At 62.6% G+C, this 19,066-nt stretch carries 18 protein-coding genes; 11 read left to right on the forward strand and 7 right to left on the reverse strand.

The genetic code is table 11. From position 1 onward, the window contains the following. The first annotated feature begins 501 nt into the window (after nt 1-501). The 11 genes from L4G42_RS00930 to L4G42_RS00980 all read left to right on the forward strand — a co-directional run bounded on the left by L4G42_RS00930 (nt 502) and on the right by L4G42_RS00980 (nt 14,257). The gene (locus L4G42_RS00930) at nt 502-864 is read left to right on the forward strand and encodes a hypothetical protein (RefSeq protein ID WP_237250557.1); all 363 of its coding nucleotides are present in this window, start codon (nt 502-504) and stop codon (nt 862-864) included. 188 nt (nt 865-1,052) lie between these two features. Next, nucleotides 1,053-2,012: an AAA family ATPase gene (locus L4G42_RS00935; protein ID WP_037013687.1), complete on the forward strand. Its 960-nt coding sequence runs from the start codon at nt 1,053-1,055 to the stop codon at nt 2,010-2,012. A gap of 4 nt (nt 2,013-2,016) precedes the next feature. Continuing rightward, the gene (locus L4G42_RS00940) at nt 2,017-2,961 is read left to right on the forward strand and encodes a DUF58 domain-containing protein (RefSeq protein ID WP_237250555.1); all 945 of its coding nucleotides are present in this window, start codon (nt 2,017-2,019) and stop codon (nt 2,959-2,961) included. Then, nucleotides 2,958-3,449 (forward strand): DUF4381 domain-containing protein, encoded by a 492-nt coding sequence (locus L4G42_RS00945; protein ID WP_237250554.1) that lies wholly within the window; start codon nt 2,958-2,960, stop codon nt 3,447-3,449. Before L4G42_RS00940 ends, L4G42_RS00945 begins: the two co-directional genes overlap by 4 nt. Further along, the gene (locus tag L4G42_RS00950; protein ID WP_237250553.1) at nt 3,442-4,509 is read left to right on the forward strand and encodes a vWA domain-containing protein; all 1,068 of its coding nucleotides are present in this window, start codon (nt 3,442-3,444) and stop codon (nt 4,507-4,509) included. The genes L4G42_RS00945 and L4G42_RS00950 overlap by 8 nt, the downstream gene beginning before the upstream one ends. Beyond that, complete coding sequence (locus L4G42_RS00955) at nt 4,506-6,239, forward strand: VWA domain-containing protein (RefSeq protein ID WP_237250552.1); 1,734 nt, start codon at nt 4,506-4,508, stop codon at nt 6,237-6,239. Before L4G42_RS00950 ends, L4G42_RS00955 begins: the two co-directional genes overlap by 4 nt. Then, nucleotides 6,236-7,930 carry a BatD family protein gene (locus L4G42_RS00960; RefSeq protein ID WP_237250551.1) on the forward strand — a complete coding sequence of 565 codons (1,695 nt, stop codon included), beginning with the start codon at nt 6,236-6,238 and terminating at the stop codon, nt 7,928-7,930. Before L4G42_RS00955 ends, L4G42_RS00960 begins: the two co-directional genes overlap by 4 nt. A 198-nt stretch (nt 7,931-8,128) precedes the next feature. After that, entirely contained in the window at nt 8,129-9,370 is a 1,242-nt protein-coding gene (locus tag L4G42_RS00965) for an exonuclease SbcCD subunit D C-terminal domain-containing protein (protein ID WP_237250550.1), read from the forward strand. Beyond that, nucleotides 9,367-13,014, forward strand: coding sequence for an AAA family ATPase (locus L4G42_RS00970; RefSeq protein WP_237260450.1), 3,648 nt, complete (start codon nt 9,367-9,369; stop codon nt 13,012-13,014). Before L4G42_RS00965 ends, L4G42_RS00970 begins: the two co-directional genes overlap by 4 nt. 101 nt (nt 13,015-13,115) lie before the next feature. Next, on the forward strand, nt 13,116-13,625 hold the full coding sequence (locus L4G42_RS00975; RefSeq protein WP_074892129.1) for a peptidylprolyl isomerase: 510 nt from the start codon (nt 13,116-13,118) through the stop codon (nt 13,623-13,625). 2 nt (nt 13,626-13,627) lie between these two features. Continuing rightward, a complete protein-coding gene (locus L4G42_RS00980) occupies nt 13,628-14,257 on the forward strand; it encodes a glutathione S-transferase (protein WP_237250548.1) in 630 nt (209 codons plus the stop codon). Nucleotides 14,258-14,291: 34 nt separating this feature from the next. Here the strand turns inward: L4G42_RS00980 and L4G42_RS00985 are convergent, their stop codons facing one another. From L4G42_RS00985 to araD1, 7 genes are all read right to left on the reverse strand, one after another. After that, nucleotides 14,292-14,522 carry a hypothetical protein gene (locus L4G42_RS00985; protein ID WP_237250547.1) on the reverse strand — a complete coding sequence of 77 codons (231 nt, stop codon included), beginning with the start codon at nt 14,520-14,522 and terminating at the stop codon, nt 14,292-14,294. Beyond that, entirely contained in the window at nt 14,519-14,710 is a 192-nt protein-coding gene (locus tag L4G42_RS00990; RefSeq protein WP_237250546.1) for a hypothetical protein, read from the reverse strand. The genes L4G42_RS00985 and L4G42_RS00990 overlap by 4 nt, the downstream gene beginning before the upstream one ends. 506 nt (nt 14,711-15,216) lie before the next feature. Next, nucleotides 15,217-15,399 carry a hypothetical protein gene (locus L4G42_RS00995; RefSeq protein WP_237250545.1) on the reverse strand — a complete coding sequence of 61 codons (183 nt, stop codon included), beginning with the start codon at nt 15,397-15,399 and terminating at the stop codon, nt 15,217-15,219. A 196-nt stretch (nt 15,400-15,595) separates the two neighbouring features. Then, a complete protein-coding gene (locus tag L4G42_RS01000) occupies nt 15,596-16,765 on the reverse strand; it encodes a lactonase family protein (RefSeq protein WP_237250544.1) in 1,170 nt (389 codons plus the stop codon). A gap of 422 nt (nt 16,766-17,187) precedes the next feature. Beyond that, nucleotides 17,188-17,487, reverse strand: coding sequence for a DUF5629 family protein (locus L4G42_RS01005; RefSeq protein WP_237250543.1), 300 nt, complete (start codon nt 17,485-17,487; stop codon nt 17,188-17,190). A gap of 83 nt (nt 17,488-17,570) precedes the next feature. Further along, nucleotides 17,571-17,978 (reverse strand): MFS transporter, encoded by a 408-nt coding sequence (locus tag L4G42_RS01010; RefSeq protein ID WP_237250542.1) that lies wholly within the window; start codon nt 17,976-17,978, stop codon nt 17,571-17,573. Nucleotides 17,979-18,014: 36 nt separating this feature from the next. Next, entirely contained in the window at nt 18,015-19,007 is a 993-nt protein-coding gene (gene araD1 / locus L4G42_RS01015) for an AraD1 family protein (protein ID WP_192171021.1), read from the reverse strand. Nucleotides 19,008-19,066 lie beyond the last annotated feature (59 nt).

A 19,066-nucleotide genomic window follows, 5' to 3' on the forward strand; every position in this document is an offset into this window, starting at 1 on the left:
CCACTGCGCGAGACCTGCGTTCAGCCTGCACCCAAGTCGCGATTGGCGGTGCCCGGGCTTTTTGCGCATGAAGATCAAAAGCGCGTTTAAGCAGATCAAAAGCTTCCCGGCTGAAGCCGGTCCTACGGTCAGAGCCAATCCCACTGGATGCATGCGATGCCTTAGTGGGACCGGCTTTAGCCGGGAAGAAGCCGGTTTGGTCGCCATCAATTTCGCGGCTGATCGTTCCCACGCTCCGCGTGGGCATGCATCCCGTGACGCTCCGCGTCACCTGAGGCCGGCCCCACTGACTGCACTCGATGCTTTTCGTAGGACCGGCTTTAGCCGGGAAGAGGCCGGTTTGCTCGCTATCAAAACTGTAGGAGCCGGCTTGCTGGCGAACGCGTCGGGTCAGGCTCCACCCAGCTACTCGGCCCACCACCCACTGCAATCTTCAGCAAATCTCACGCAGGACTGGCAAAATCCATCCCTGCCCTGAACCCATCCACGGGAGTTACCGCCATGCAAATGACCACCGACAGCTTCATCTCTAACCCATGCGACGAGGAGGAAGATGATATGGCGCTTGCCTGTTGCCATGGCAGCAGCACCGGTGATCTGTTTTTACTCGCGCGTTTTCCCGATGAGGATGAAGTCGATATCACGTTTCGTGACGACACGATCCATGTCGAAGACAACATCACCGTCACCCTCAGCAACACCCGGCTGCTGGTCAAAATCGACGCCGCCGACGCCAAACCCCTGGGCGGCGACACCACGTACGACATTACCCACAGCACCCCCGCCAGTGAATTGGCCGAGCTGGACGCCACGCTGCGGATCATCCTCAAGGATGTCGGGACGTACGTCAGCCAGATCAACTGAGCCCCCCGACGGTACCGGGCGCCAATTGACGCAAATGTAAGACAGTTCTTGTTTTTGCCCAGTCCTTTGCTGAAAAGCCGAAAAAACCCGCCGGCCGATTAGTCGGCGCCCCTGCGATGGATTAAAGTAACGCCCCCAGCTTCGGCGCCACTTGGCGCTGCTGCCTCTCCTGCCAGGAACTGTCATCGATGGAACATCGTGAAGCGTTGATCGCGCTGCGGACCTTTCTCTCCACCCAGATTCTCGGGCAGGAGAAACTGGTTGAGCGCTTGCTGATCGCGCTGCTGGCCGACGGCCACATGCTTGTCGAAGGCGCGCCCGGTCTGGCGAAGACCAAGGCGATCAAAGAGCTGGCTGAAGGCATCGAAGCACAATTCCATCGCATTCAGTTCACCCCCGACCTGCTGCCCGCCGACATCACCGGCACCGAGATCTATCGTCCGGAGACCGGCAGTTTCGTGTTCCAGCAAGGCCCCATCTTCCACAACCTGGTGCTCGCCGACGAAATCAACCGCGCGCCGGCCAAGGTGCAATCTGCCTTGCTGGAGGCCATGGCCGAGCGTCAAGTCAGTGTCGGGCGCAGTACTTACGACCTGTCGCCGCTGTTTCTGGTGATGGCGACGCAGAACCCCATCGAGCAGGAAGGCACTTACCCGCTGCCCGAGGCGCAGCTCGATCGTTTTCTGATGCACGTCAAGATCGGCTTCCCGGACGCCACCGTCGAACGCAAGATTCTCCAGCAGGCCCGGGGCGAAGCGCTTAATGGCGAGACCAAGCCAGAGCGCCGGGTCAGCCAGCAGGCTATTTTCGCGGCGCGCAAGGAAATCCTCGGCCTGTACATGGCCGATGCCGTTGAGGAATACCTGGTGCAACTGGTGATGGCGACCCGCACGCCAGCCAAATTCGATGCCGAGCTGGCCGAGTGGATCGGTTATGGCGCAAGCCCCCGGGGCTCGATTTCGCTGGACCGCTGCGCCCGGGCCCACGCCTGGCTGGCCGGGCGCGATTTCGTCAGCCCGGAAGACATCCAGGCGATGGTCTTCGATGTGCTGCGTCACCGCATCATTCTGTCGTTCGAAGCAGAAGCGGCGGGCATCGATCAAGACCGCGTGATCCAGCGCATTCTCGACGTCGTGGCCGTCGCCTGAGCCCATGCAACCCTATCTGATCTCACAACCGGGCATCCGCATCAGTCTCGCCGACCTGATTGAGATGCGTCATCGCGTGCGGGAAGTGCAGCTGTTTTCCACACCCAGCCAGCGCAGCCCGTTGATTGGTCTCCACCATTCCAAGCTGCGCGGGCGCGGGGTCGACTTCGATCAGGTCAGGGTCTATCAGGCCGGCGACGACGTCAGGACCATCGACTGGCGCGTCACCGCCCGCACCCAGGAGCCCCACACCAAACTGTTTCACGAGGAACGCGAGCGACCGATTTTCATCATGGTTGAGCAAAGCCGCCGCCTGTTTTTCGGGTCCGGGCTGATGTTCAAGTCGGTCCTCGCCGCCCAAGCTGCCGCGCTGGTCGGTTGGGCCGCGCTGGGCCACAACGACCGGGTCGGCGGGCTGGTGTTCGGTGACAACGAGCATTACGAAATCAAACCGCGACGCAGCAAACAAAGCCTGTTGCAGTTGCTGAACCGGTTGGTTCGGGTCAATCAGTCGCTGCACACCGAGGCCGCTGCCGACCGCGACACGTTCGGCGTGGCGCTGCGCCGCGCGCGGGAAGTGATGCGTCCGGGCAGTCTGGCGATCATCCTGTGCGACGAGCGCGCGTTATCCGACTCGTCCGAACAGCAACTGGCCTTGCTGTCACGGCATTGCGATCTGTTGCTGCTGCCGCTGTCCGATCCGCTGGATCACGCCTTGCCCGCTGCCGGCCTGCTGCGCTTTGCTGATCGCGGCTCGCACCTGGAGCTCGACACCCTGAACGCCGACCTGCGCCAGAGCTACCGGGCCCAGGGCGAGGCGCGTCAAGCGCGTTGGGAACTGCTGGCGCAGAAGCTGCGCGTGCTGATGATGCCGCTGAGCACCCAGCGTGAAATGGTCGAGCAACTGCGCGAATACCTCAACGGCCAGCGCCCGGTAAAACAGCCATGAGTGCGCTGGACCCGCTACAACCGCTGATCCTGCCGGAGCCGGTCGGGTTCTGGCCGCCCGCGCCGGGCTGGTGGCTGTTGCTGATCCTGCTGCCGGCGCTGGGCTACGGCCTGTGGCGCGCGCGCAAGCTGCTGCAAAAAAAGGCCAGCGGTGACACCGTCGAGCCATTGGACCCCTTGCGCCAGGCCGCACTGGTCGAACTCGCACAGATGCCCAAACCCTACGACGGCGCACCGGCCGGTGCCTGGTTGCAGCAGATCAACGGCCTGCTCAAACGTCTGTGCCGCAATCACTACCCCTACAGCCAGAGCCACACCCTCAACGGCCGCAAATGGCTGGCGTTTCTCGACAACCGTTGTCCGGCCGCCGGCCTGACGCGCTGGATGATCCTCGTCGAGGGCGCCTACAAGCCGGAATGCAAGCTCGACGATAAGGCCATCAACGGTCTGACCCAGTCGGTCGAGACCTGGATTCGCAAGCATGTTTGAATTCGCCTGGCCGTGGCTCTTCGCCCTCCTCCCGCTGCCCTGGCTGATGCGCTTTGTGCTGCCCGCCGCAGACAGCGGAGAAGCGGCGCTGAAGGTCAGCTTTCTCCAGGAACTGGAAGGTCTGGCCGGGCGCCGCGCGCGAACCCACTTGCCGGGCTGGCGGCGTCAGCTGCCGTTCATTACCGTCTGGCTCCTGTTGCTGGTCGCCGCCGCCCGCCCGCAATGGCTGGGCGAGCCGTTGCCGGTTGCCGCCAGTGGCCGCGATCTGCTCGTCGCAGTGGACGTGTCGGGGTCAATGGATTACCCGGACATGGTCTGGAAAAACGACGAGGTCAGCCGGCTGACCCTGGTGAAGACGCTGCTGGGCGACTTTCTTGAACACCGCCAGGGCGATCGCATCGGCCTGATTTTGTTCGGCAGTCAGGCTTACCTGCAGGCGCCGCTGACCTTCGACCGCAAGACTGTGCGCGTCTGGCTGGACGAAGCAAGGATCGGCATTGCCGGCAAGAACACCGCCATTGGCGACGCGATCGGTCTGGCGTTGAAGCGTCTGCGCCAGCGTCCAGCCCAGAGCCGCGTGCTGATTCTGGTCACCGACGGTGCCAACAACGCGGGCCAGATCGACCCGAGAACTGCCGCGCGTCTGGCCGCCAGCGAAGGCGTGAAAATCTACCCGATCGGCATCGGCGCCGATCCCGATAAAGGCGCCACCAGCATTCTCGGCCTCAACCCCAGCCTCGATCTGGACGAGCCCGCGCTGCGGGAAATCGCCACGGTCAGCGGCGGGCAGTATTTCCGCGCGCGCAACGGCGCCGAACTGGCCGGCATCGGCCAGGCGCTGGACCGGCTTGAGCCGGTCGCACAGCAACCGACCCAGGCACGTCCGGCCCGAGCGCTTTATCACGTACCGCTGACGATGGCCCTGTTGCTGAGCCTTCTGCTGGTGGTCCAGGAGCGCTGGCCGAACAACCCGGTGTATCGCTTTTTTGCGCGCCGGCCGACGTTTGTGCAAGGCACGCAGTGGCGTCAACGCTTGAAGCGCCTGACGAGACGCCCATGATCGAATTCCTCTCCGGTCTCTGGCCCCATTGGTTACGCCCTGGCTGGCTGCTCCTGTTGCCGGCGCTCGGCTGGCTGTTGTGGCGGTTATGGAATCGACAGAAGCGCGTCGGGCGCTGGCAGATGATTTTGCCCAGCGCCTTTCATTCAGCCCTGCTCAGCGGTGGCGGTGGACGCGAAAGTAAATGGCCGTGGGTGGTTCTGGGTCTCGGCTGGTTGCTGGCGGTCCTGGCGTTGCTCGGGCCGAGCTGGCAGCGGGTTGAACAGAACAGCCAGCGGCCGGTCGATCCACTGGTGGTGATGCTGGAGCTGACGCCGGAAATGCTCGCCACTGACAGCCCGCCCACCCGGCTCGAACAGGCGCGACGCAAGGTGCTCGATCTGTTGCAGGCGCGCAGCGATTCACAGACCGCGATCATCGTGTATGCCGGCAGCGCCCACACGTTGGTGCCGCTGTCGGACGATCTGGCGACCAGCAAAAACCTGCTGGATGCGATCAAGCCGTCGATCATGCCCGAAGCCGGCCAGCGAGCGGACCTCGCCGTGCGCAAGGCGCTGGATTTGCTGGAACAGGGCGACCTCGGCCAAGGGCGGCTGCTGTGGATCGGTTCGTCCCTCAGCGACGCCGAGCGTCAGGGCATTAGCGCCGCGATGACCGGCCGCGACGCCCCTCCTTTACTAATGCTCGGCGTCGGCACGGCGGAAGGCGCGCCGGTCACACAAGAGAAAGGCGGGTTTCTGAAGGACGCCCAGGGCGGCATCCTCGTGCCGCGTCTGGATGGGCCGGTGCTCAAGGATTTTGCCGACAGCATGGGCGGTCGCTACACCTCGCTGCGCCTGGACAATCAGGACCTCAATGACCTCGGCCTGCTCGACGGTCCGAAGAGTCTGATTAGCCAGGGCCAGAAAGTGCGGCTCGACCGCTGGGCCGATCAAGGCTATTGGTTGCTGCTGCCGCTTCTGCTGCTGGCCGGTTGCGCCGGGCGTCGCGGCTGGCTGTTGTGTTTGCCGTTGCTATTGATGGCCGTGCCGCAACCCAGCTATGCCTTCGGTTTCGAAGACCTGTGGCGCACGCCCGATCAGCAGGGCCAGCACCTGCTCAAGCGTCATCACCCGGCGGAAGCTGCTCGGCACTTTGAAGACCCGCAGTGGCAAGGCATCGCGCTGTATCAGGCCGGTGACTACGCCGGCGCCGTCCAGCGCTTTGCTCAGGGCAGCAGCGCCGCCGACCATTACAATCGCGGCAATGCGCTGGCCCGAAGCGGTGAGCTGGAAGCCGCCATCGACGCCTATGAACAGGCGTTGGAGCGTCAACCAGACTTCCCGGCGGCGTTGGCCAACAAGGCATTGGTGGAACACGTGCTGGAGCAGAACAAGGCGTCGAATCAGGCGAAAGCGGACGAGAGGGCGAAGACCGACGAGAACGCCGACAATGCCCGCGAAGGCAATACCGGACAGTCTTCATCGAGCGCGCAGTCGGCGCCGCAGGATGCCGATGCCGACCGCTCGGCCAGCGATCAGCAAAGCTCCGCCGACGAGCAGGCTTCCGGCGCAGGATCCGACAGCGATGAGCCGGCGCGTGCCTCCGGCAAACCGGCCGACGGACAAATCGATGGCGAGCAGAAACAGGCGCTCGAACAATGGCTGCGGCAGATCCCCGACGAACCCGGCGAACTGTTGCGGCGCAAATTCTGGTACGAACAACAGCAGCATCAGGAAAAGACCCGATGAGTCGTCTGCACAGGTTGCTGATCGCAGGAATGTGGTGCCTGTTCGCTCTGGTGGCGCAGCTGGCCCAGGCCGACAGTGCAGATTCCACGCTGCAATCCAGCGTTGACCGCACGCGCGTCAACACCGGCGAAACCGTCGAGCTGACCCTTGAAACCGACGACGCGACCGTCTTCGGCAGGCCGGACATGAGCGCGCTGGACGCCGACTTCGAGGTGCGCGACACCCGCCAGCTCAACAGCCTGACCACGCTGGAAGGCAACGTTCACGCGACGACCCGCTGGCTGATCACGCTGATGCCGCGCCACAGCGGCTCGATCGAGATCCCGCCGCTTAGGCTGGGCGAAATGACCAGCCAGCCGATCGTGCTGCAAGTGGTCGATGTCGGCCCCGCCGCTCAGGGTCAGGAGCAGAAGCTCGCCCCGGTGTTCATGGAGGCGAGCCTCGATCAGGACAGCGTGTATGTTCAGGCCCAGGTCTTGCTCACCGTGCGCATCTACCATTCGGTGTCGCTGTTCGACGACAGCAGCCTGACACCGCTGCAAGTGCCGGACGCCCGCATCGAAAAGCTCGGCGACACGCGCACGTACGAGAAGCAGATCAACGGCATTCGCCACGGCGTGATCGAAATGCGCTACGCGCTGTACCCGCAGCACAGCGGTGGGCTGACCATCCCGGCCCAGGCGTTCAGTGCCACGCTGGTTCAGGACACCACCGACGCCGCTGCCACCGCGGCCGTGGCGCCGGGCGCAATCGCCAGTGGGCCGAAGCCGGGCCGATTGATGCACGTGACGTCGCTGCCCCTGACCCTCGACGTCAAGCCGCAACCGGCGCAGTACCCCACCGACACCCCTTGGCTGCCGGCGCGCAGTGTCAGCCTCAGCGAAAACTGGAGCCCGGAGCCTGTCCACAGTCAGGTCGGTGATTCCCTCACGCGCACCTTGCAACTGAAGGCCGAAGGCTTGTCCAGCGCGCAGTTGCCGCCGCTGCCCGCCACCGACGTCAGCGCGTTGCGGCGCTACCCGGACCAGCCGCAACTGAGCAATCAGCCCGGCGAGCGCGGTTTGACCGGCGTGCGCGAGGAGCGGGAAGCGCTGGTGCCCAATCGTCCCGGCGCCATCGAAATTCCCGCTGTCGATCTGGTCTGGTGGAACACCCAGGAAGATCACCTGGAGCACAGCGCCCTGCCCGCCCGCACCTTGCAGGTCAGCCTCAACCCGGCGTTTGCCGTGGACACGCCAGTGAGCGACAACGGCAACGTTACGGTGATCGGCCCGCCGGTGTGGCCGTGGCAGTTGAGCACGGTGCTGTTGAGTTTCACCACGCTACTGGGCTTCGGCCTGTGGTGGCGCGGTCGCTGGCAACCGGCGCTGGCCCGGGTCGCGCAAACGGGGCCGAGTCCGCGTACAGTGCTCGACGATTTGAAACGCGCGTGTCAGGCCAACGACCCCCACGCCACCCGCCAGGCGCTGGACGCCTGGGCCCGTCAGCAGCCGGAAACCCTGGCCGACATGGCCGCGCGCTTCGTGCCGCTGTCCCATGCGCTGGACGGCCTGAATGGCGTGCTGTACAGCGAGACCGAAAAACTGTGGCTGGGCGAAGACCTCTGGCGCGCCGTCAAAGCGCTGCCCGCCATCGAAAACCCCCAGGACCCGAGCGGAGGCGACAGCTTGCCGCCGCTTTATCCGAAGTGATGCAATTGCTCTTTCTCCCTGTAGGCGCGTGGCTTGTCCCGCGATCGGCCGGGAATCGGTCGTAACATCGGCTAGCACGGTGTGTCTGATAGACCCCGTGCGCTGGTCTTGCTGACGCTTCGCGCCAGATCGCGGGACACGCCATGCTCCTACAGAGGAAGCCGCTGCCGGCGCAACGAATTCAACCAAGGTACCCCCATGCGTCTGTTCCACACCTCCGACTGGCACCTCGGCCAGAACCTTCATGGTCAGGAGCGAGATTTCGAACACGCCGGTTTCCTGACCTGGCTGCTGGCCCGTCTGGCCGAGCGCAAACCGGACGTCCTGCTGATCGCCGGCGACATCTTTGACACGGTCAATCCGCCGGTCAAATCCCAGGAGCGCCTGTACGACTTCATCGTCAGCGCCCACGAGCAGAATCCGCAGCTGACCATCGTCATGATCGCCGGCAACCACGACTCCGGCTCGCGCATCGAGTTGCCCGCGCCGCTCATGCGACGTCTGCGCACCCACGCGCTGGGCCGGGTGCTCTGGCTCGACGATGGCGTGCTGGACGTCGACCGACTGCTGCTGCCGCTGAGCAACGCCAAAGGCAAAGTCCTCGGCTGGTGCCTGGCGCTGCCTTTCCTGCGGCCGGCCGAAGTCACTGGCGCGGCGTTGGGCGACAACTATTTGCGCGGCATCGGGCAGGTCCACGAAATGCTCATCGCGGCGGCCAACCAGCGGCGCAAGAAAGGCCAGGCGCTGATCGCCATCAGCCACGCGCACATGGCCGGCGGCTCGGTGTCGGAAGACTCCGAACGCAGCCTGATCATCGGCAACGCCGAAGCCCTGCCCGCCAGCCTGTTCGGCGAGAGCATCACCTACGTGGCGCTGGGGCATCTGCACAAACCCCAGCGTGTCAACGGCGAGGACCGCATTCGCTACAGCGGCTCGCCCATTCCCCTGTCGTTTTCGGAAATCGGCTACCAGCATCAGATCCTCGAAATCGAGTGCGACGGCGACACACTGGTCAGCGTCAAACCGCTGCTGATTCCCCGCGCCGTGAACCTGCAACGGGTCGGCCCGGCGCCGCTGGCCGAGCTGTTGCTGCAACTGCGGGAGCTTCCGGACATCGATTTGCTGGCCGATGTCGACCGTCAGCCGTGGCTCGAAGTCCGCGTGCGCCTGGACGAACCTCAGCCGGACCTGCGCAATCAGATCGAGGCCGCGCTGGAAGGCAAGGCCGTGCGACTGGTGCGCATCGCCGCCGAATACGCCGGCAAGGGCGGTCGCGATGAAGACGCCAATCAAGACCTGATCGAACTGGACCAGTTGAGCCCGCAGGAACTGTTCAGCCGTGCGTGGCAGGACAGCTATGGCAGCGAAGTGGATGAGCAGACGCTGCAAGACTTCGCGACCCTGCTTCAGGACGTGCAGCTGGAGAGCGAACAGCCATGAAAATCCTCGCCATCCGCCTGAAAAACCTCGCCTCGCTGGCGGGCCCGTTCGAGCTGGACTTCACCGCCGAGCCCCTGGCCAGCGCCGGCCTGTTCGCCATCACCGGCCCCACCGGCGCGGGCAAAAGCACGCTGCTGGACGCCCTGTGCCTGGCGCTGTTCGGCGCGATTCCCCGGCTGAACAACATCGGCCAGTCCCGCGTGCCGGAGATCGACGGCGACATCAGCACCAACGACCCGCGCAACCTGCTGCGTCGCGGCACCGGCAGCGGTTACGCCGAGGTGGATTTCGTCGGCATCGACAAGCGCCGGTATCGTGCACGCTGGGAAGCCAACCGCGCCCGCGACAACGCCACGAAAAAACTGCAGGCCAGCCGCCAGACGCTGATCGATCTGGACAGCGAGCAGATTCTCAGCACGCAGAACAAGACCGAGTACAAGGCCCTGCTGGAAGCGCGCCTGGGGCTGAACTTCGAGCAGTTCACCCGCGCGGTTATGCTGGCGCAAAGCGAGTTCAGCGCCTTCCTCAAGGCCGACGACAAAGACCGCAGCGAGCTGCTGGAAAAACTCACCGACACGGCGATCTACAGCCAGCTGGGCCGCCGCGCCTACAGCAAAAGCAAGGAAGCCGAAGAAGCGCTGAAAACCCTTCAGGCCCAGGCCGGCACGTTGACGCCGATGGAGCCTGATCAGCGCGCCGAGCTTGAGCAGCGCTTCAACGACGCCCAGCAGCAGCTGAAACGGGAACAGGCGCAACTGCGCCAGCTGGAGCTCAAGCAGCAGTGGTTCAAGGAATTGAATCGCCTGCGCGACAGCCATCAGGCCGCCAACGAACAGCTCGCGAGCGCCCGGAAGACGTGGGACGCACAAAGCGCCGATCGCCAGCGGCTTGCGCTGTTGGAGCGTCTGGCGCCGCAGCGGCATCTGTTCGGTCAGCGCGCCAGGCTTCAGGCTCAGCTCGCACCACTGACCGCTGCGATTCAGGCCCATCAGCTCAAGCAAACCGGACTGGATGCGCGCATCGCCGAACTGGACAGCAGACGCATCAGCGCCGACAGCGCGTTGCAGCAGGCGCAGGAACAATTACTCAACGCGCGGCCGGCCCTGAGTGAAGCGTTCGAGCAGCAGGCCCAGCTCAACCATCTGAATCAGGAGCTGCACCAGCTCGGCGAGCAGGCACGCAGTGCGCAGCAGGCCAGTACCGAGGGGCAGTCGACGCTCGAGGAACTGGCCGAGCAGCAACGCCAGGTCGAAGCGCGTTTGCAGTCGATTGCCGAACAACTGGAGCAGAGCGCGTCGCTGAGCACATTGAGTCAGTCGTGGAGCGCCTACCGGCCGCGTCTGCAGCAAACCGTGCAGCTCAGCGCCCGCCTGATTCAGGGCCGTGCCGAGCTGCCGCAGCTGGAGAAAAACGCCACCCTCGCCGAGCAGACCCTGGGCGAGCGCCGCAGCGCGTTGCAGGCGCTGTACGACGACGCCGAGGTCAAGGCCGATGTGGTCAGCCACGACATCGAGCGGCTGGGACAACTGCTGCAGGATAACCGCCAGCAGCACAGCGCCAGCGACTCACTTGAACGTCTGTGGCAGCGCCATCAGGACGTCGCCGGCCGTTTGCTGGATGTGCAAACCCGGCTGCAGGAGGCCACCGAACGTCGTGCCCAGGGCATCGCCCAGGGCCTGAAACTCAAGGCCGAGCACGAAGCCGCCGAGCAGGCGCTGAAGGTCACCGTTGAACTGCTGCAACGCCAGCGCCTGGCCCGCAGCGCCAGTGTCGAGCAACTGCGCGAGCGACTGGTCGATCAGCAACCGTGCCCGGTGTGCGGCAGCGAAGAGCATCCGTATCATCAGTCTGAAGCGCTGCTTGAAGCACTGTCGGGCCACGACGACGGCGAAGAAGCGCGCGCACGGCAAACCGTCGGGCAACTCAGCGAAAAGCTCGCCGAGCTGCGCGCCGAAGTCGCCGAGCTGAACAACCAACTCAAGCAGTCCAAACCGCAGCAGGATCAACTGGCGGAACAGCTGCAAATCCTTGCGCCTGAACTGGAAGCTCACCCGCTGCATCCGCGCTTGCTGGAGCAACCCGAGCACCTGCGCGGCGACTGGCTGAGCGAACGCCTGCATCAACTGGCCCAGGACATCCTCAGCGCCGAGCAGCGCCAGACCCGTCTGCTGAAAGTGCAACGGGACGCCGAGTCGCTGCAGCAGCAGGTTCTCGATGCGCGCGAGGCCAGTCAGCAGGCGATGAAGCTGCTGGACGATCAGCAACGCCATATCGCCCTCGACAATCAGGGGTTCGAAGCGGCGCTGCAGGAGTTCGAGCCGTTGCTCCCCGCCGAAAGCCTGACGCAATGGCGCGAGTCGGCGACCCAGAGTTTCATGCAGCTGGACAACGACATTGCCGCCCGCGTCGAGCAGCTTGATCAGCAGAAGACCGAACAGCAGGAGCACAGCGAGCGGGCACAAAAACTCGAGCGCGAGCAGGTTGCCCAGCAAAGTCGCGAGACAGAACATCAGAAGGTGCAGGCGCAGCTCGATGCCCGTCAGCAGCAACACCAGAGGGTGCAACAGCAACTGGCGCAGACCCTCGGCGACCACGCGTCCCCCGAGCGATGGCAGCACGCCCTTGAACAGGCTGTCGAGCAGACGCGGGAGGCTCAGGCCGCCATCGCCCACGAACTGCAAACGGCGCGCAGCGAATTGATCAAGCTGAGCGCGGAGCTGGACGGTGATCAACAGCGCTTGCAGGCCCTTGAACAGGAATTGGCAGAACTCGAACGGCAGATCGCCGAGTGGCGCAGCATCCACAGCGAGCTGGACGATGCAGCGCTTGAAACCTTGCTGGGGCTGAGCGACGACAATGTTGGCGAGTTACGTCAGCAATTGCAGTCCAGCGAAAAAGCCCTGGAGCAAGCCAGGGTTCTGGTGGCAGAGCGCGCGGCGCAGTTGCAGCAGCATCAGGCCCAGCACAGTGACAGTGGCGACGCCGAGCAGTTACTCGCCGCGTTGACCGAAGCGCAGGCGCAATCAGTGATTCAGGATCAACTGTGCGCCGACCTGCGCGCTCAGGTCAGCGAAGACAACCGCCGTCGCGACGCCAGCAGCGCGCTGCGAGAGCGCATCACCCACGCGCAGTCCGAATACCAGCGCTGGGCCCGACTCAACGCGCTGATCGGCTCGGCCACCGGCGACACCTTCCGCAAGATCGCCCAGGCCTACAACCTCGATCTGCTGGTGCACCACGCCAACGCGCAGCTCAAGCAACTGGTGCGCCGCTATCGCCTGAAACGCGGCGGCAGCATGCTCGGCTTGCTGGTCATGGACACCGAAATGGGCGACGAACTGCGCTCGGTTCATTCGCTCTCGGGCGGTGAAACGTTCCTGGTGTCCCTCGCCCTGGCGCTGGGCCTGGCGTCCATGGCTTCAAGCACGCTGAAGATTGAATCGCTGTTCATCGACGAAGGCTTCGGCAGCCTCGACCCCGAATCCCTGCAACTGGCGATGGACGCCCTCGACGGGCTGCAGGCCCAAGGCCGCAAGGTCGGGGTGATCTCCCACGTGCAGGAAATGCACGAGCGAATCCCCGTGCAGATTCAGGTACGGCGTCAGGGCAATGGCCTGAGCACCGTCGAGGTCAGCAGCGGCTAATCCGCTTTTTCACGACGCACGGACACGCCTAATGGCGTTTCTGTGCAACCCTGTACCCCTTGCGCGACAGTCGCGCCAAACTCGAAAGAAGGTAAAACCACGTGGCAAACTCAAAAGTATTCTTCGACATCACTGCCAACGACGAGCCAATGGGCCGCATCGTCATGGAGCTGCACAACGACGTCGTTCCGAAAACCGCTGAAAACTTCCGCGCCCTGTGCACTGGCGAAAAAGGCGACGGCCTGAGCTACAAGGGTTCGTCGTTCCACCGCGTGATCCAGAACTTCATGTTGCAGGGCGGTGATTTCACCAACCACAACGGCACTGGCGGCAAGTCGATCTACGGCAACAAGTTCGAAGACGAAAACTTCACCCTCAAGCACACCGCGCCAGGTGACCTGTCGATGGCCAACGCTGGCCCGAACACCAACGGCAGCCAGTTCTTCATCACCACCATCGTCACCGAGTGGCTGGACGGCAAACACGTCGTGTTCGGCAAAGTCGTCGAAGGCATGGACGTGGTCAAGGCCATCGAAGCGCTGGGTTCGCAATCCGGCCGCACCAGCAAGAAAGTCGTCATCGCCGACTGCGGCGAACTGACCGAGGCCTGAGCATGACGTCGGCGCCTCACGCTGAATTGACGGTGCCGACGCTCTACTCGTTCCGCCGCTGCCCCTACGCCATGCGCGCCCGCATGGCGCTGGGGTATTGCGGCGTACCGGTGAACACGGTGGAAGTCAGCCTCAAGGCCAAACCGGCGGAGATGCTCGAACGCTCACCCAAGGGCACGGTGCCGGTTCTGGTGCTTGATGACCGGGTGCTGGAGCAGAGTCTCGACATCATGCACTGGGCCCTGGCGCAGCATGACCCGGACGATTGGTCCCTGGCCCACGACGTCGACGGGCAGCGGCAGATCGCCGAGCTGATCGCGGAAAACGACAGTACGTTCAAGCAGGATCTGGATCACTACAAATACGCCGTGCGTTATCCCGAATTCACGCCGGAAGAATACCGCCAGCGGGGTGAGAGATTTCTGCGCAGGCTGAACGAATTACTGGCGTCACGGGACTTTCTGATCAAGGATCGACTGACCCTGGCCGACATCGCCATAGCGCCGTTCATACGGCAGTTCTGCGCGGTGGATGCGGACTGGTTCTGGCAAAGCCCCTACCCCAACCTGCAGGGTTGGTTACAGCGATTTCTCGCATCAGACCTGTTCATCACCGCAATGGCCAAGCGCTGATTGCAGCGCGCTGGTACACAGCTACACCACTTCGCTACACCACTTCGAACTGAAAGATCGGCGAAATCATCTCGCTGTGCCGTGGCGGCGGATTGCCGGTGTTGAGCTTCTGCGAGCGCTGCATCTCGACCGCTTCAGCGACCTCGGTCTTGAACTCCATGCTGCGTGCCACACCGCCCACCGACCCTTCGCCATGGCCGAGTAACGAGCAGCCGTTGTTGATCAGTGCGAAGAACACAATTACCCAGAAGTTCGCGCCTTTCACGATGCCCGCCCTTCGGACTGAACAGCCGCCCGATTGATTTCAACAGACGCCGTTTGCGTCGACATCTGCGACGCGGCATTGAGTTGTGGGCTCGTGCTGATGACGGTAACCACTGCGATGAAAACAACATACAACGCGATGGCGGTATAAGCGCCGTGTTTGATTGAATTAAGGATGGCAGTGGCCATGTTTGCAGCTCCGGGACGTGTCTGTTTCAGGCGCCCAGAATGCTTGAAGTTGTGCGTGTTAAAAAACGATGGCTGGCGATTCAAAAGATCGATGGGGTTGATTATTTAAGAATTTAATCAGACTGATAGATATCGACGTTATGTCTGCACATCACTCCTACAGGGATTGTGTTTGCTGCCCTACCTGCGGCGTCTGGACGATGAGCAATCACCCACAGCTTTCCGCGTCCCCAATAATCAACCCACAAAAAAATCCCCATCGCTTATTCAGCAGACGGGGACCAAAGGGGAGGAATTCAACGCTTTCGCGAACAAGCTCGCCGACACTTGATGCATGGCCTGACACGCAGTGGTCAGTGGGTCGCATCAACCTGTAGAAGACGAAGTTGCTCGCGAAAGCGTTTTCCGGTTGTCAAAAAGTTGCAATTCAAATCAGGTTCTTACAAATCCATTCCCCGGCAACGATACGTTCGTTAACGGGGAATGGATTCACTTCGACGTGCTGTTCATTGTTGGATCTTGTGATCCAGAGCGGCATAGAAGTTGGCGCTTTGTTGCAGGTACTTCGGGGTGTAGCTCTGGGTCGAACTGACTTTTTTGTCGGCGGCTTCGACACTGGCACTGGCAGGCAGAGCAACAGTGGCGGAGATGGCGGACGCGGCGATGATGGAGAAGAGATTGAAGTTCATGATGTGTGCCTCGGTGTGGTGTGTCGTTTCAAGTCTTGACCGTCGTGGCCGTGGAATGAAAGTTACGCCCGAGGATGTTCTGGAAAAAATCTTTTCTGGCACTAGCCCTTATCACTTGAATTGATACATCGGCTGAGCCCTTGAAAATCAAGGGCTCAGCCTGCGTCAAAGTGTCACTTGGGTACTTGTCTGGGGATCACTTGGCCGTGAGGAAATGCAAGTCGGACGGCGAATCGAAGTCGACTTTCTGCACGGTGTCGCCCAGCAGGCCGGTTTTCGGGTCAACGCGGACGGTCACGATCTGGTTGCTCTTCTGGTTGGCGATCAGCACGAAGTGGCCGCTCGGGTCGAAGGCAAACTCGCGGGGCTCTTTGCCTTCCACGGTGCGGCGCTGAACTTCCTTGAGCTGGGCGTTGGCGGCATCGATGCTGAATACCAGCAGTTCGTTCACTTCGCCACGGTTGGCAACGTAGAGAAATTTGCCGTCTGGCGAAGTGTGCAGGCCACCGGCGGCACGGTTTTGCTGACCTTCCTTGTTGGCGAGGTCCACCAACTGCGTGCGCTTGAACACGCCGTCGTGATAATCAAACACCGCCACCTGGGCGCTCATTTCCATGGTCAGCCAGGCGTGCTTGCCGTCTTTGCTGAAGGTCAGGTGGCGCGGACCGCTGCCCGGTGGCAAATCAACTGCGGGCACTTTCGCCGGCTGCAGCGGCTGAGGCTGTTTGGCGTCGTAGTTGAAGACGAACATCTTGTCAGCGCCCAGGTCCATGGCGATCAGGTATTTGCCGTCAGGTGTGGGGACTGCTGCGTGGACGTGGGACGAAGCCTGACGCTCCGGATTGACCTTGCTCGCTTCGTGGGCCGCGGTCTGCACCACTGGCGCGAGTTTGCCGTCCTTCCCGACCGGGACGACCGCCAGCACGCCGCCAGGATCAGGGTGCACGGCGTAGTTGGCGACAAAGAGGAAACGCCCGTCCAGGCTCAGGCTGGAATGGGTAGGCTCTTCGCCTTTGGTTTCGATCTGATTGAGGAACGACACCGCATGGGTCTTGGGGTCAATGGCGTAGCTGCTGACTTTGCCGACGACGTCGGTCTGGCCCGGGCCGTTCTCGTTGACCGAGAACAGGTGGCGCTGGTCTTTGGAAAGGGTCAGCCAGGACGGGTTTTCACTTTTGATGACCTGACGCGGCTTGGCGTCGAGCTGTCCGGTCTGGGTGTTGAAGCCGAAGCGGTAAATGCCTTCGCTGGCGCCGGCGGTGTAGGAACCGACCAGTACGTCGTAATCAGTCATGGGTTTGGCCTGAACGGAGAGCGCGGAAAGGCTGCTGGCGAGCGCTAACCACGGCAGAAGTCTGGGAGTCATTGGGCTGTTCTCTTTTTGGAGTTGTTGGCGCGCCGTACACGCGGGCATTCACCGGCTATGACAGCGTGTTGCGGAAAGTAGTTGCCGGCTGGGTATCGTGAAATGGCGGGGTGTCGCTCAGCCGGAGTACGCAATAAATAGGTAGGAGCCAGCGCCGCAGCATTTCTAAACGACACAGAGCCCTTGTAGGAGCGCGCTTGCCCGCGAATGCGTTGTATCAGCCACTGAATATCTCGCTGCTCCACCGCAATCGCGGGCAAGCGCGCTCCTACATTTGATCTCGATCCGAAGCTCGGGTCCGCATTGAATTCGAATCTGAACCGGCTCCTACGCAGGATAGGCGTCGCCCTCTGCATTGATATCACGCGCAGAAGGGTCATCACCCGATATCAGCGATGTCGCCTACATTGATGAGCGCGGGCTTACTCCTGCTCGCCCTCTTCATCCTCGTCAGTCGCTGCAATCCCTTGAAGCACCAGGATGCGGTGGTCGGCGTTGCCGTCGTTGATGACCCAGCTTTGCAACTCGGCATTGAATTCGGCGGCGTCGATCTGCGCCAACGAGAAGCGCCAGACCTTGCGCTCGCGGCCGTCCATGCTTTCGATCTGGAGCATTTCGTCGAGGGTGAATTCAAAGGCGTGCAGGCCGTCGATTTCCAGCATGCTGTGGGCGGTCAGCGCGGCCTGGAGTTCAGTGCGCAGGGATTGAGGTGTCGTGGTCATGGCAGTCATTCGCATCAGTGAAAGCGCGAATGATAGGTGAAAAGACGCCGAAGCAGTGGCCTCGGCGCCGATAGAGGGTGAAGTCAGTCCCGAATCACTTCCCTAGTGTAATAACGCGCCGGGATGCCCCAGACGATCAGCGCGATGTGCCAGCGGCGCTCGCCGTGGCGGTCGGAGCTGGCGCCAATCAGCAGGTTGCCGATCACCGCGCCTAAATACGGAATCACCGTCAGCAGGCCAATGTTCAAGGTGTCGGCCACGCCGGCGGTTTTGATCAGCTGTGGCATCCAGAACAGCAGCCCGGTCAGCGCCATGACCAGGCACAGGTAAATGCCTGACATCACGCAGGTGGTCGGGTGTTTCCAGATGTCTTTGACGGTCTGTTTGACGACGGGCTTGGCCTCTTTCGCCATGCGCGCCAGCACCACCTGTTTCTCCTGTTCGCTGAGCCAGGTGGCGTCTTCGATACGGTCCTTGACCCGCCAGAACACCCAGCAGGAGCACGCGCTCCTGCTGGGTCTGATGCTTCAAAGCTGCTTGATGCCACCCGGCTGGAAAACGGCCTCGGCCGGGGCAATGCCGTTGATCAATGGCGCGCCAAATTCGTGCTGGCTGATTTCGAATTTGTCCCCCGGTTGCGTCTTGATGCCATCGGCGAACGACAGCGTCGCGGTGCCGAAGAAATGCACGTGCACATCCCCCGGCCGCAGGAACTGGGCATATTTGAAGTGGTGGTACTCAAGGTTTTCCAGGCTGTGGCACATGTTGGCCTCGCCGCTCAGGAACTCCTTCTCCCACAACACCTGGCCGTCGCGGTGGATGCGGCTGGTGCCCGCGAGGTTCTGCGGCAGATCGCCAACCCGCAGCTCCGGGCCGAACGAGCAGGCGCGCAGTTTGGAATGGGCGAGGTACAGGTAGTTCTTGCGCTCCATGATGTGATCGGAGAATTCGTTGCCGATGGCGAAACCCAAACGGTAAGGCTTGCCGTCGTGACCGATCACGTAGAGGCCGCTCAGCTCGGGCTCTTCGCCGGCGTCTTCGGAGAATGGGGGCTGCGGGAACGACTCGCCCGGACGAATGACGATGCTGCCGTCGCCTTTGTAGAACCACTCCGGCTGCACGCCTGGCTGACCGGCCGCCGGCTTGCCGCCTTCCAGGCCCCATTTGAAGATGCGCATGGTGTCGGTCATGCCCGCTTCGTCATTCCCCTGCTGATGCATTTTGTCCCGCGCCGACGCGCTGCCCAGATGGGTCAGACCAGTACCGCTGACCAGCAAGTGGGCGGGATCCGGATGGTCCAGCGGCGGCAGAATCATCAGATCGGCGCGCAGCTGCGAGTAATCGTGGTTATCACCCAGGCCCAGGCTGTCGACCTGCTCGGCGAGGGAGATCTTCTTGTCGATGGCCGCCAGGGCCAGATCACGGGTGCTGGTCGCGCCCTGGATTTCGCGCACCAGCGGGCCGTCCACCAGACCGACCCGACGCTGGCCATTGCCCAGCTCGAACTGTACTAAATGCATGGGATTCTCCTGTTTGAATTTTCGAAGACTCCGTAGGCGCCAACGTGTTGGCGATGAAC

It is taken from the genome of Pseudomonas petrae (assembly GCF_021728295.1).
Taxonomy (GTDB): Bacteria; Pseudomonadota; Gammaproteobacteria; order Pseudomonadales; family Pseudomonadaceae; genus Aquipseudomonas; species Aquipseudomonas petrae.

Excerpts from the sequence above, each read along its gene's own strand:
- L4G42_RS00930 (WP_237250557.1), top strand. The coding sequence starts at position 502 with ATGCAAATGACCACCGACAGCTTCATCTCTAACCCATGCGACGAGGAG.
- L4G42_RS00950 (WP_237250553.1), top strand. The coding sequence starts at position 3,442 with ATGTTTGAATTCGCCTGGCCGTGGCTCTTCGCCCTCCTCCCGCTGCCC.
- L4G42_RS00965 (WP_237250550.1), top strand. The coding sequence starts at position 8,129 with ATGCGTCTGTTCCACACCTCCGACTGGCACCTCGGCCAGAACCTTCAT.
- L4G42_RS01005 (WP_237250543.1), bottom strand. The coding sequence starts at position 17,487 with ATGACCACGACACCTCAATCCCTGCGCACTGAACTCCAGGCCGCGCTG.
- L4G42_RS00960 (WP_237250551.1), top strand. The coding sequence starts at position 6,236 with ATGAGTCGTCTGCACAGGTTGCTGATCGCAGGAATGTGGTGCCTGTTC.
- L4G42_RS01000 (WP_237250544.1), bottom strand. The coding sequence starts at position 16,765 with ATGACTCCCAGACTTCTGCCGTGGTTAGCGCTCGCCAGCAGCCTTTCC.
- L4G42_RS00980 (WP_237250548.1), top strand. The coding sequence starts at position 13,628 with ATGACGTCGGCGCCTCACGCTGAATTGACGGTGCCGACGCTCTACTCG.
- L4G42_RS00940 (WP_237250555.1), top strand. The coding sequence starts at position 2,017 with ATGCAACCCTATCTGATCTCACAACCGGGCATCCGCATCAGTCTCGCC.
- araD1 (WP_192171021.1), bottom strand. The coding sequence starts at position 19,007 with ATGCATTTAGTACAGTTCGAGCTGGGCAATGGCCAGCGTCGGGTCGGT.
- L4G42_RS00955 (WP_237250552.1), top strand. The coding sequence starts at position 4,506 with ATGATCGAATTCCTCTCCGGTCTCTGGCCCCATTGGTTACGCCCTGGC.
- L4G42_RS00995 (WP_237250545.1), bottom strand. The coding sequence starts at position 15,399 with ATGAACTTCAATCTCTTCTCCATCATCGCCGCGTCCGCCATCTCCGCC.
- L4G42_RS00945 (WP_237250554.1), top strand. The coding sequence starts at position 2,958 with ATGAGTGCGCTGGACCCGCTACAACCGCTGATCCTGCCGGAGCCGGTC.
- L4G42_RS00970 (WP_237260450.1), top strand. The coding sequence starts at position 9,367 with ATGAAAATCCTCGCCATCCGCCTGAAAAACCTCGCCTCGCTGGCGGGC.
- L4G42_RS00935 (WP_037013687.1), top strand. The coding sequence starts at position 1,053 with ATGGAACATCGTGAAGCGTTGATCGCGCTGCGGACCTTTCTCTCCACC.
- L4G42_RS00990 (WP_237250546.1), bottom strand. The coding sequence starts at position 14,710 with ATGGCCACTGCCATCCTTAATTCAATCAAACACGGCGCTTATACCGCC.